Origin of the sequence: Klebsiella sp. X1-16S-Nf21 (assembly GCF_002837615.1) — a bacterium.
Lineage (GTDB): Bacteria > Pseudomonadota > Gammaproteobacteria > Enterobacterales > Enterobacteriaceae > Klebsiella > Klebsiella variicola.
Genome location: NZ_PJDK01000045.1, coordinates 34,889 through 46,342 on the forward strand (window position 1 = coordinate 34,889; position 11,454 = coordinate 46,342).

The 11,454-nt window shown below is 47.0% G+C and carries 10 protein-coding genes and 5 pseudogenes; 7 read left to right on the plus strand and 8 right to left on the minus strand.

Annotation, left to right across the window (positions count from 1 at the left end):
• Nucleotides 1-543: 543 nt before the first annotated feature.
• The 3 genes and pseudogenes from CW267_RS31385 to CW267_RS19455 all read left to right on the plus strand — a co-directional run.
• Nucleotides 544-1,037, plus strand: a pseudogene (locus tag CW267_RS31385) (IS3 family transposase); the annotation flags it as partial.
• 272 nt (nucleotides 1,038-1,309) lie between these two features.
• Nucleotides 1,310-2,809 carry an MFS transporter gene (locus CW267_RS19450; protein WP_165787453.1) on the plus strand — a complete coding sequence of 500 codons (1,500 nt, stop codon included), beginning with the start codon at nucleotides 1,310-1,312 and terminating at the stop codon, nucleotides 2,807-2,809.
• Between the two features lie 21 nt (nucleotides 2,810-2,830).
• A pseudogene (locus tag CW267_RS19455) lies at nucleotides 2,831-3,289 on the plus strand (IS3 family transposase); the annotation flags it as partial.
• A gap of 43 nt (nucleotides 3,290-3,332) precedes the next feature.
• Here the strand turns inward: CW267_RS19455 and CW267_RS19460 are convergent.
• The 5 genes and pseudogenes from CW267_RS19460 to CW267_RS19480 all read right to left on the minus strand — a co-directional run bounded on the left by CW267_RS19460 (nucleotide 3,333) and on the right by CW267_RS19480 (nucleotide 7,733).
• A complete protein-coding gene (locus CW267_RS19460) occupies nucleotides 3,333-3,881 on the minus strand; it encodes a helix-turn-helix domain-containing protein (protein ID WP_100781622.1) in 549 nt (182 codons plus the stop codon).
• A pseudogene (locus CW267_RS19465) lies at nucleotides 3,878-5,225 on the minus strand (ISNCY family transposase). The gene CW267_RS19460 and the pseudogene CW267_RS19465 overlap by 4 nt, the downstream one beginning before the upstream one ends.
• A 174-nt stretch (nucleotides 5,226-5,399) precedes the next feature.
• Nucleotides 5,400-6,797, minus strand: a complete 1,398-nt coding sequence (locus CW267_RS19470) for an ISNCY family transposase (RefSeq protein WP_100781623.1) — start codon at nucleotides 6,795-6,797, stop codon at nucleotides 5,400-5,402.
• 199 nt (nucleotides 6,798-6,996) lie between these two features.
• The gene (locus tag CW267_RS19475; RefSeq protein ID WP_032720647.1) at nucleotides 6,997-7,479 is read right to left on the minus strand and encodes a GNAT family N-acetyltransferase; all 483 of its coding nucleotides are present in this window, start codon (nucleotides 7,477-7,479) and stop codon (nucleotides 6,997-6,999) included.
• Nucleotides 7,467-7,733 carry a DUF1778 domain-containing protein gene (locus CW267_RS19480; RefSeq protein WP_101148650.1) on the minus strand — a complete coding sequence of 89 codons (267 nt, stop codon included), beginning with the start codon at nucleotides 7,731-7,733 and terminating at the stop codon, nucleotides 7,467-7,469. Before CW267_RS19480 ends, CW267_RS19475 begins: the two co-directional genes overlap by 13 nt.
• Nucleotides 7,734-8,002: 269 nt before the next feature.
• On the opposite strand from CW267_RS19480, the gene CW267_RS19485 reads away from it, so the two are divergent.
• From CW267_RS19485 to CW267_RS19490, 3 genes and pseudogenes are all read left to right on the plus strand, one after another.
• Nucleotides 8,003-8,407: a hypothetical protein gene (locus tag CW267_RS19485; RefSeq protein ID WP_100781757.1), complete on the plus strand. Its 405-nt coding sequence runs from the start codon at nucleotides 8,003-8,005 to the stop codon at nucleotides 8,405-8,407.
• 12 nt (nucleotides 8,408-8,419) lie between these two features.
• Nucleotides 8,420-8,884, plus strand: a pseudogene (locus CW267_RS31720) (DUF6685 family protein); the annotation flags it as partial.
• Nucleotides 8,885-8,898: 14 nt separating this feature from the next.
• Complete coding sequence (locus CW267_RS19490; protein WP_042938777.1) at nucleotides 8,899-9,186, plus strand: chorismate mutase; 288 nt, start codon at nucleotides 8,899-8,901, stop codon at nucleotides 9,184-9,186.
• Here the strand turns inward: CW267_RS19490 and CW267_RS31605 are convergent.
• From CW267_RS31605 to CW267_RS19500, 3 genes and pseudogenes are all read right to left on the minus strand, one after another.
• Complete coding sequence (locus tag CW267_RS31605; protein WP_100781758.1) at nucleotides 9,175-9,297, minus strand: Hok/Gef family protein; 123 nt, start codon at nucleotides 9,295-9,297, stop codon at nucleotides 9,175-9,177. The two genes, CW267_RS19490 and CW267_RS31605, sit on opposite strands and share 12 nt — an antisense overlap.
• Nucleotides 9,245-9,358, minus strand: a pseudogene (locus CW267_RS31610) (hypothetical protein); the annotation flags it as partial. The gene CW267_RS31605 and the pseudogene CW267_RS31610, both read right to left, overlap by 53 nt.
• Nucleotides 9,348-10,481, minus strand: a complete 1,134-nt coding sequence (locus CW267_RS19500) for a GlxA family transcriptional regulator (RefSeq protein ID WP_206053252.1) — start codon at nucleotides 10,479-10,481, stop codon at nucleotides 9,348-9,350. The gene CW267_RS19500 and the pseudogene CW267_RS31610, both read right to left, overlap by 11 nt.
• 139 nt (nucleotides 10,482-10,620) lie before the next feature.
• On the opposite strand from CW267_RS19500, the gene CW267_RS19505 reads away from it, so the two are divergent.
• Nucleotides 10,621-11,454 (plus strand): L-tyrosine/L-tryptophan isonitrile synthase family protein (locus CW267_RS19505; protein ID WP_133124745.1); only part of this gene is annotated, 834 nt, incomplete at its 3' end.

Below are 11,454 nucleotides of genomic sequence, written 5' to 3' on the forward strand. Positions count from 1 at the left end.
TTTTCTGTGCATTCGCTTTCCTTCCGCCTCCAGCTCATCCTGTTTCAGCTACACCAGTCTCAGTACGGAACCTAGCCGTTTATTGTCGACAACAGCACCATGATCAATACAGGCCTGTTTATCGAAAACCCGATAGCAAACTCCATGGCCAGCCTCTCAGGGCGTTTAAAAAAACGCAGTGTTACAGATGCATTATGTAAAGGAGAATATACAGTTAATTCTTTATGTTTCCATTAAGATAGGCTTGTAACAGTAAATGGTTACAGTGGGTTTAAACATAGCCAAAATATTACCAAACGACAATTCATATTGTTCTCATTTTTATTGCGAAAGGGGCTCAAGACTTTTCACTGATATATTGGGTGCTCATAAGTATCATAAAAAATGAAAATGTCACCGTATTTCCAGGTCTACTCACAAAATTTTCGCCCATGTTGGTTTCCGTAGTTGTGAGATTTTTAACGGATTCAATATATAATTTTTCATCATCAAGAAACGATACAACGCTCATCCGGTGATCAATACGCCACGATGACAGGGTAGAAGCCGGTAGCAGTAATGTTAATGTGTGATGCAACCGATCTGTGGAAACGTCGTCCCTGCGGGTTCACAGATTTGTCTCTTTCGATCCACCGCTATCACGCTCGGCGTCCAGTTATGGATGTCTATTTATCAGGACGCATCACTGAGGTGGGACTGGATCACAGGCGTATTGCCTATCGCCGCATCTGGCAGAGTTACTGTGCCGTGAAGGGTTTAATGTTAATCATAAGCGTGTATCGACTTTATCATTGGACTCGGCTGGGCGCAAAACGCAGACTACGTTGTAAAAGGCTGGCAACAGAACTTCTGTTGCTGCTCCGCGCGGCGGCGCCAATCCGGTCTGGTCGATGAATATCTTCATGGACGTGCTGGCCGCAGGTCGAAGAATCAAGTGCCTTACCTGCGCGGATGGCTTCACTTAGGAATTCCTGACTGTTAATGTTGCCTTTGAAATTTCAGGCGTGCAAGTCACGCGAATTCTGGACAGAATCGCGCGGTAAAGCGACCTTACGGCGACGTTAAGAATAGCTTAGATGCCGGTGTTTATCCGCAAAGCGCTTGACCAGTAAGCTTGTAAACATGACATGAGGCTGCGACTTATCCAGACCGATATGGAACATATTTATTTTACTACTATGCTCTCACATATATGTATTTTTTTAATTAATAACTCAAAGCGGTCAAATAAAAAAACCACCTCCGTTTATTATTCATTTAAAGAATCTACAATATAATAACACTCGGTTACTTGTTTTCGGTTATCTTTATGACATATGCCATTGCTCGCCCCCAATCCAATAAGTGGTTTATTCTTACGCTGATAATATTAATGTATCTTCCAGTTTCGATTGATGCAACGATTTTACATGTTGCCATTCCTTCATTAACTTATAGTCTCAACGCAACCTCTAATCAGGTGCTTTGGATTATAGATATATACCCGTTAATTATGTCGTCATTTATTTTGCCGATGGGAGTATTGTGTGACAGATATGGCGTAAAAATTATTGCTTTATGCGGTTCTATATTATTTGGATTCTCATCTGCGGTTGGAGCAATATCTGATTCAGCATCAACTCTTATAATATCACGTGGATTTCTTGCTATTGGAGCCGCCATGATACTTCCGGCAACGCTTGCCAGCATCAGACTTACGTTCCTCAATAACCAGGAACGAGCTATTGCGCTGGGAATCTGGTCAACAATTGGAACTGCCGGAGCAGCACTCGGACCGTTAGTAGGTGGTGTTTTACTGGAGTATTTTTCGTGGCAATCAGTTTTTCTAATCAATATACCTATTTGCATACTCGTTACCGCATTGTGTACAGCTATGAATATAAGAAAGGTAGAGAAAAAAACAAAAAAAATTAATGCAATAGAACCTCTACTGCTTATAATTTCAATGCTTATGATTGTTTTCTCTATAAAGTCCATGCTCAGTCAAAATGAAGAGCCAATGCTTGTTCCTTTGTTGATTTTCGGAATTTTATTAGGCTTTTTGTTTCTCAGGAAACAGTTAATATCCTCTGACTCAATGATTGATATCAGCCTTTTCAGTGATAGACATATCTTGGCTGGATTAATTATGGCACTATTTAGTATGATTTCTCTTGTCGGTTTCGAATTTTTCATTACACAAGAACTTCAGCTAGCTATTGGCATGAGCGCATTGAATGCAAGCCTCTTTTTGCTTCCCTTTATAATGTCTAGTTGTCTTTCTGGACCTTGTGTGGGATGGGCTCTGGGTAAAGTTGGATTACGCTCTATAGCATTTATGGGTATTTTTCTCAGTTCAGTAAGTTTTGCCGGCTTATCTTTAACAAATATTAGTAATCATAACTTACAGGCATGGGGAATGATGTTACTCCTTGGGTTCAGTATTGAAGCGGCTATGCTCGCATCCACGACAGCAATCATGAATGCGACACCTATCGGTAAAGGTGGAGAGGCAGGAGCTATAGAAGGTATGGCTTATGAATTTGGAACAGGAATTGGCATAGTAATATTTGGACTTATGACATCCTCATTTTATACAAAAAATATTAAATCATACTTAGGTGAAAGTAATGTTCCTGACATCCATTTAGCATCATTATCGGAAACTATAAAGTATGCTGAAACTTTATCGGGTGTCGATAAAGAAAAACTGTTCAGCATAGCAAAGCAATCTCTCCTTGACTCACATTTTTATATCATGTTGATAGCTTGCATTTTTCTTTTAATTCTTTCCATTGTGATATTTTTCTTTCTAAAACCCAGAGTATAGATATAGGATTTAAGTTAACTCCAGCTTCCGGCTGGAAAAGTGTATCTGTCGCCGGTTATCGACCGCTTTGATGGCCAGGTAGTGAGCTGATCGATAGGAACACGCCCGGCTGCAACGCTGGTGAATACCATGCTCCATGATGCGATCGGCACGCTCAGCGCAAATGACAAACCGGTGATACACAGCGACCGCGGCGGCCATTATCGATGGCCGGGTTGGCTTGATCGTATCAACACATCCGGACTTATAAGGTCCATGTCGCGTAAAGGATGCTCGCCGGATAATGCGGCGTGTGAAGGCTTCTGCGGGCGGGTCAAAAATGAAATGTTCTATGGAAGAAACTGGGCAGGTATAACGCTGGAAAAATTTATCTGCTTCCTGGACAGATACATACGCTGGTATAACGAGGAGCGTATCAAGCTATCATTAGGTGAAATGAGTCCGGTGAAGTACCGGCAGCATCTTGGGATCACAACATAACAGCCCAGGAAAACATCCGCAGCCCCGAGACGGATATCTCAATTTAGTTACTACAACATCTGTCTAGCCAATGTTGAAATGTCGTATTTAAAGCCAAGCTGAAGTGATGTCTGTGGTGAGTCCGGGCAATGCCTTCTTCAGTCTGATTCAGGGTTTGAGGACGGGCGAGGGTGCCAGTTTTCTCGGCAATCATCATTTTCCGCACGGTCTCTTTTGAAATCCGGACACCGTATTCTGTGGTCAGAATTCGCCAGATGGCTGACGGATTCATATCCCGGCCGCGTGAGCGAATAAGCTGCAGTGCCTGATCTCTGATGGTGGTGTTTAACTGATGATTGCCTGGCTTTCCACGGCGCCGGCTGACCAGACCGGCTGGCCCCAGCTCGCGGTAGCGTTTAATCAGGCGGGAGCACTGACGACGGGTGAGCTCCATGGACTCTGCCACTTCTGCCAGCGTAATTTCCCGCGCCATATAGGCTTCATCAAATCCAGGCGTAGCGCTTCGTGAAGTGTCAGGAGCACTGGTTTGTTGTCGTCCATTTTTCTCCCATCTGTCGGCCATATCAGATCCGCAGGTGAGGGAAGGGCTCATCGCTTCAGGCTGGGGATAAAATCCTGCGGACTGGCCAGCACCCGGGTTGATCGCCCTGAGCTCTTCCAGTGCACGCTCCTGAGCGCGCCTGCGGGGCATTTTTGTACTGCGCATTCGCTTTCCTTCAGCCTCCAGCTCTTCCTGTTTCTGCTGTGCCAGCCTCAGAACGGCACCCAGTCGTTTGTTATCAACAACCGCCCCTTGATCAACGCAGGTCAGTTTATCGAAAATCTTATAACCCAGTGGCCGGTGCTGATGCCGGAAAGTAATGCTTCCGTCAGGGTAATCATAAACGGTAATTTTTTCACCTGCTATGCGCGTATTTTGTTCGGTGGGTTCAATGATATACATCACTTTATCATACTGAAAAGTCAGTGCTTTCGATAAGGTCCGCAGCTCCTGCCAGGCGAAGATATCATTCAGCTCCAGTGGACTCTGTGTGACCGCACGGTGCAGATCTTTAGGGTATTTTGCCGGCCGGGAGAAACGACGGTTAAAATCAGACATGAAATGTTCAATCCACTGATTGGCTTCAGCAACCGAGCTGATGTTCTGCAGTCGCATCTCTTTAATCAGGCGATCCTGCAGGGTTTTATTGACCCGTTCCACGCGTCCTTTTGCCTGGCTGCTGTTGGCACAAATCAATTCGATCGCCAGTTCCCGGAGAGCCCGTCCGAACTGGGTTGTGCCGGTACGTCGGCTTTCGGGTCCGCTGACCCTGAACACCGCATGCTTGTCGCTGTAAAATGCGACAGGTTTACCATGTTTATCAATGTATTGCCGGGTAGCCATCATGTAGTCAAAGGCGTTTTCTGAATCACAGAATCGCAGGTGCATCAGGCGACCTGTGGCGTCATCCATGAAGACCAGAAGACAGCATTTTGGGGCTCTGCCTTCGAACCAGTCATGGTGAGAACCATCGATCTGAACCAGTTCGCCGAGACAGTCGCGACGATATCGCGGCTGGTAAACCCGGGGTCGCCGGCGGGAATGAGGACGCCAGAGACCGTCGGCTGTCATCCAGTTACGGATGGTTTCATCGGAGAGATAAATATGATGGCGTTCAGCCAGTTTTTCGGTTGCGAGCGTTGGGCCAAAATCTGAATAGTGGCACCGGATCAAATCCAGGGCTTTACAGCGTGTTTCTTCGTCGATCCGGTTGTTTGCAGGACGTCCACGGCGGGAAGATGCAAATGCGGTTGCGCCATCTGTCCGGTACAGACGCACAAGACGCTGCACCTGACGAACACTGAGCTTAAGTATGTCTGCTGCGTCGCGCTGAAGCAAAGCCCGGTCAAATACTCGCTGAATGATGCCAAGCCGGTAAAGTTCTTTGTCTGTCATAGTCACCAACATAAGATCGCGGTCCTGTGCTGAGCAAAATGAAGGCTTAGCGTACACGACGCGTGTGAATTGTGCTGAGACGACAATAACGCTTTGTGCTGACAAACCTTGTCTGGGCTGTTTTTAAAGGTCCGCTTTGTAGCTAAATTGAGATGTCCGCGTGTGAGTTGTTTTTCAGCTTTTGCCGAAGATTTCCTTGCTCCTTGTCTGGAGTTGCTGCAGGGCTTCCAGCATGTCGTCCTGATTGAGACTTCGTTGTGATTTCTTTCCGGGTTGTTTCTTTCTGCGTGAAGTCTGGCCGTCCAGTGATGGCAGGGCCTGCGAGCGGGTGTTGTCCCGTTTGTCCTGAACCAGCTTTATCATCTCCAGAGCACGTCCCAGGCGCTTGTTGTCAACGATGGCGCCCTGGTCCAGTTCTCCCAGCCGGTCGTAGGTTATGAAGGGCAGGGAAGTACCGTTAGCCCGGAGCTCGATAGTACCGTCCGGATACTGCCAGACATCAATGTATTTCCCCTGAAAACGTCGGTTTTCTTCATTATCTTCAAGCAGATAGAGCTTTTTATCATACTGTAATGTCAGGTTTTTTGAGACCTTACGTTGTTCACGCCAGGTGAATGTTGCTGCCAGATTTTCATTATTCCCGAGCGGACGGTGAACGTCGAAATCGTGGCGTGGCGGCTTCGCAAACCGGCGGTTATAGTCAGCCATGAATCCTTCGGCAAAGGCGTTTGCAGCCTCGGGTGTACTGATACCGCGGAGCCGCAGCTCCTTGACGAGGCGATCCTGCAACGTCAGGTGAGCCCGCTCAACACGGCCCTTGGCAGAACTGGTATTGGCACAGATACCGGTGATGTTCAGCTCGTTCATGGCACGGCCGAACTGAGTCTGGCCATCTCCGCCGATGGCCTGCTTGTTGTTGATCCTGAAGACACTGGCCTTGTCGCTGTAGAACGCCAGAGGCTTACCGTAACGTTCCAGATAGCCCCGGGTGGCTTCAAAATAGGTGAAAGTGGACTCAGAACTGACGAACAGAAGCTGCATCAGCCGGCTGGTCGCATCATCAACGTAAACGAGCAGCGTGCAGGCCGGACCACGATCCTCGAACCAGCGATGCTCACAGCCATCAATCTGGATAAGTTCTCCGGTGCAGGCCCGACGCGGTCGTGGCTGATGCACACGAGGCGGCCGTAACTTGCGGGGGATCCATAAACCAGCCTGTGTCATCAGCTTGCGTACTGTCTCTTTGGCCAGATACAGCCCATGAACCTCGGCGAGCTTCTCACAGGCTAAAGTCGGGCCAAAATCAGCGTAGCGTTCGCGGATAATACGTAGTGCTCGTTCAGCGATGCCCGGCATGAGTTGCCGGTTGCCAGGCTGGCCACGACGACGGTTAACAAGTGAAAGCGGCCCATGTTCACGATAGCGCTCCAGCAACCGTCGGCAGTGTCTGTCAGATATCTCAAGCCGGTTTGCTGCAAGACGTGTGGTAAGACGGCGGTCGATAACGTCCTGAAGGATCCTGAGTCGGTTTACATCATTCATTGAGAAAAACTCCGTTCCGTATGCCGTCATGAGTCTCATCCTTTGAAAGCAGTGATCGCTGTGGTGAGACTGTAGCGCGGACATGTCTATTTGGTCAGAGACGGACATCTCAATTTAGCTACTACAAACCTGGTGCGCTTAACAAAGATTATGTTAAATTTAAAAATAAACAACATAAAAATCAATATGTTGAGGCGGTGACTTGCTACTTTCCCACTCCAGCAACCAGTCATGGAAGCTTTAGAAACAGAGTCCTCTCATGAGTTTGTGATGCCTTAAATCCATGGTGAGCATAGAAACCTTTGGCTTCTTCAGTAAGCGCATGAACCATTATCGCACGAACGCCAATGTTCTCAGCTACGCGATAACACCGTAGAACTGCATCGTGGAGTAAATCGGCACCAACCCCTTTTCCGTGCAATGAGACATCTACCGCCAGGCGAGCGAGTATAATCACCGGTATAGGATCTGGCATGTTACGCCGAAGACTGCCTGTAGCTTCCGTATGGTTAACGCTACCGGTGGCCAAAGAGTAAAAACCAGCTACTTGCTTCGTACCCTTCTTGCAAACAACAAACGTTCGGGCAGCGCCAAGAGCTTGATTTTTTAAACCTCTCTGTTTTAGCCATTCATCGAGGACTGTCTCTCCACTGACGAACTCAGCCAGCTGATGAGCGCTGGATAACGGCTCGGGCGCGGTTATACGTCCCACTGAGGTTTCCTTGCCAGTAGTTTATTAATGGCGGGCTCATCCTCGACTGGTGCATCGAGCATATCGATGAACTCTGCATACTGTTCGTCGTTAAAATTGAAAACACGGCGATCAAGGATCACATTCTCCGCTGCCTTGCAGGCCATCTCCAGGATAAAGTCGGTTCGCGATTTATGAATAATCTCTGCAGCGGCATCGATGAGTGCTCTCTGAGACTCTTTAGCTCTTAGGTTGAGTTGAACATCTGATTTCATACACAGCTCTCCTGTATAGCAATTGGTATACAAGAATAACACAACACGAACGTATATCAAATGCTATACATCTCAAAGTGTCGATAATGCGTTTTATGTTAAATATCAATGGGATATGCGCATACATTGAAAGCGAAAAATAAATTTCTCGAAAAGTCAATTTTAGCCTCCTTAGCTTCTTCGGCCTCAAAAATTGTGAGGTAGTCTGGTTGTGGTGGCCAGCAACGACTGTTGGTCAATGGCAACTGAACAGAATTGAGAACATTGATATGATTGATAATGGAATAAGCAGCGCCACACCTCTGTGGCGTAAAATCCTCCAGGCCTGCCAGGATGTATTGCTAGATTCTCTGGGATATCCTTCGACATTGCGCCGTCGACTAAACAATGGGGCCTTGCCGGTAAAGCTGCCGCTAATTGAGGATACCATCTGGCTACGATCTGTTGTGTGCTGGCACACCTGGCTCAATTATGAAAAAAATTGTATTCGCTATCTTCGACCTGACCATGATGGTGATTATGACTACCTAAAACTCCACATCCCGCAACTGGCCGGGCTGGTCAGCTGCGAGATTACAGAAAATTATCTCTGTGATATTTCTGAAATCGGTGGGATGAGCAGTTCAAAGAATGGTGACAGGCAGTGCACCGGCCTGGAGGATTTTGCACTGTAGTTTTGCCGGGAACTAGCCATACCAGTGAGTAGTGATCATCTGGACAACAATCTGTCACATTCCCAACTACGGTTGAATGAGATGGAATTCAGCAAATTCTCCTGGATGCCGGCGCGGATATACTGGAACAACCTAGGTGGTTCACATCATTTTGCTGCTGCCCGGTTCCAGGCTAGCCAGCTGGGTCAGCGGGTTCCTCTGACAGGACGACTAACCTCCTACTGGATCAATCCGCAAAATGTGAGGCTGCTGACGTCGAAATGGGACCTGTTCCTGATATCGGATAACGTGGTTTATGGTGAAAGTAGGTCAGCTGCTGCTCAAATCGGAGCCCTGAGCCTGCGCAAAAGTCACTTTTATCAGGCGCCCCGTAAAAGGGGCTTTTCCTGTGCGATTACCCCCATCCACGGGGACGGGGGAATCTGTTTTGCTTTCCGTTGTGTTTATTATAACATACCAATCCATTGTACTAGTTGACAGGATCGTTTTTCGTGGAATATACCTCTATTACTGATGTCAGAAATCATATCGATCAGATAGACAGTGAGCTGGTCAAACTCATAGCTCAGCGTGCTCAATGCGTTAAAGCTGCAGCGGCGTTTAAAACAGATCAGGCATCCGTGCGTGCACCTGACAGAGTACAACAGGTCATCGACCGGGTTCGTGAAAGGGCATCGAATGAAGGCCTTCCGGAAGTCATCATTGAAAAAGTGTATCGCAGCATGATTAGTGCATTTATCGAGTACGAGCTGGAGCAACATAGCCGATTAGTGAAATGATCCCCGGTCTTTGTTCCCGTCCTTTAGCCGGACTTCGCATAAGCGGTTCCGGGTCAGGCATGTGAATATCAAGAGCGTTAAACACACGATTAATACGCACCAGTGGACTATATTTTACATGAGAGTAAAAATTGCAATAAGTGGTGGAGCCATACAGTATTTTATTCGGCATCCAGCCCAGAACAAGCGCTATTGTCTGGAATCACCGTCGCTTCAGGGGAGTCCACATCAGCCAGTATTTTCCAGTCATTGCTCAGGCAAATACGATGACGGACGCTCTGAGGAGATTCGTTGAATGCTCTCAAAAACGCATGGCGCATTCTATCTGCCGATTTGAAGCCCACGCTTATAGCTATTTGCTCAAAGCTATCGCGGCCTTGCTCCACGCGTTCTCTCGCAACTTCTAAACGTAACTGTTCGATTGCTTTTGCTGGGGTTACGCCCATTTCCCTCCGAAAGGCCCTGGAAAAATTCCTTGGACTCATGGCAACACGACACGCCAGACGCTCTACAGTCATCACCTCGGCAATGTGCTCCCGTATCCACCCCATCAGCTCCGTAAAGACTCCACCAAATGGGTCGACAGTCAGCAAACTGGATTTCTGAGAATATCCACCCGGTCGTCGGAAATAGACCACAAGCTGCTGAGCCACCTGTGAAGCGACCATACGCCCGAGATCCTCCGCAATCAGGGCGAGCGTCAGGTCGATGCCCGCCATAATCCCTGCAGATGTCCATATTTTTCCGTCACAAATATAGATGTAATCAGGCTCCACCTTCACTTTAGGGTAATTTCTGGCCAACTCTACAGCCCGGTTCCAGTGGGTCGTCGCCCGACGCCCGTTCAGTAAGCTAGCGCCGGCCAGAATAAACGCGCCAGAGCATACGCTGGCCAGGCGGCGAACCCTCACAGAAGCTCGTCTAACATAATTCACCACCGATGCACATCCGGCAATATCAGTAGCTCCGGGGCCACCAACGATAACCAGTGTGTCGTAATCCATGGGTAACCACGAAACAGCAGTGACCGCTACGCCGCAGGAACTCATTACCAACCCTTCTGGTTCTGAGATTACCCGTACGTCATAACTACCGGGAACAAGCAAGTTGGCTATCTCAAAAGCCGACACGGGACCAGACATGTCAAGTAATTGAAATCTATTGAAAATATAAATACCTATCTTACGCACCATGGCCGAAAAACCCGGAATTTTGTCATTGCTCTTAGTATGTATCATAGCTATGTTTAACGCATGAGTCGTTAATATAAAATTAATTAATAACGCTATAATCATTAATTAATTTAATTACACTCCGAAATAATCCATATTGATTCTCTGGTCGCACGGGCACCGGGGAGATAATATTCGACTCGGGAAAGAATATATATTTTCTTAACGAGTCCTCCATCAGTAGTGCAGGAGGAGATATCTCTTGGAAGCGATAGATTTCAGATTCTCTGGAAATATAACGCCTATCACCAATGGTCACCGCGCACTCGCGATTTCCGATGAAATCAAAAACGCTTTATACACGGAAAGTGAGTTTCGAAAGAAAGCCTCAAAGGTTTCCACGGAATTTATTTTCGAAAAAGTAGCTCCAGCGCTAATTAACTCAATGGAGCAAAATATTGCACATCGTCTCACTGCTGCAGCCATAAGGGCTAATCATAATGCTTCGCTATATGGCATAAATAAAGCGGGGGGCGCTGAGATTGCAACCGAAATATTATTCGACTCAAAACTAACAAAAGTCATAGAACGAAATATGGGCCGAGAATTAGTACACAGGAAGATAAAGTATTTAAACGAAAATCATCAACCGTTACTCATTGGACTCCCCTTGTTCTCACGCAAACCCGTTTCTCCCATAAAAAACAGAGGGCATCTTCCAGATATTGGTGATATTCACTCGCTTATGCGTTGTGCGGAAGTTGCCAAGCTACTTTCTTGGGTTCATGACTATGACATCCATCTCAACATATTTTCAGATGGGTTCAAATATCAACGTGCCTGCGGGACGCCAGACCACATAATATCGGATTACCAAACAAGCCTGCGATTCTGGGCGGCAAAACTTGGCATAGATAAATATGTAAAAATCATCAACTATGAAGATGTTGTAACGCATACATTAGGCCGGGATCAGGCCAGACTTCGCGATGAGATATTTTTAAATACATATTATAAACTTACCGAACAAACAAGACCGCTATTTAACCCTAAATCTCTTTATGCAAGCTTCCATTCTATTGAAGTCAAGGTCCCC

Coding starts and splice junctions, on each gene's coding strand:
- CW267_RS19480 (WP_101148650.1), bottom strand. CDS start 7,733: ATGAAATCAGATGTTCAACTCAACCTAAGAGCTAAAGAGTCTCAGAGA.
- CW267_RS19485 (WP_100781757.1), top strand. CDS start 8,003: ATGATTGATAATGGAATAAGCAGCGCCACACCTCTGTGGCGTAAAATC.
- CW267_RS19460 (WP_100781622.1), bottom strand. CDS start 3,881: ATGAGCCCTTCCCTCACCTGCGGATCTGATATGGCCGACAGATGGGAG.
- CW267_RS19470 (WP_100781623.1), bottom strand. CDS start 6,797: ATGACGGCATACGGAACGGAGTTTTTCTCAATGAATGATGTAAACCGA.
- CW267_RS19500 (WP_206053252.1), bottom strand. CDS start 10,481: ATGATTATAGCGTTATTAATTAATTTTATATTAACGACTCATGCGTTA.
- CW267_RS19450 (WP_165787453.1), top strand. CDS start 1,310: ATGACATATGCCATTGCTCGCCCCCAATCCAATAAGTGGTTTATTCTT.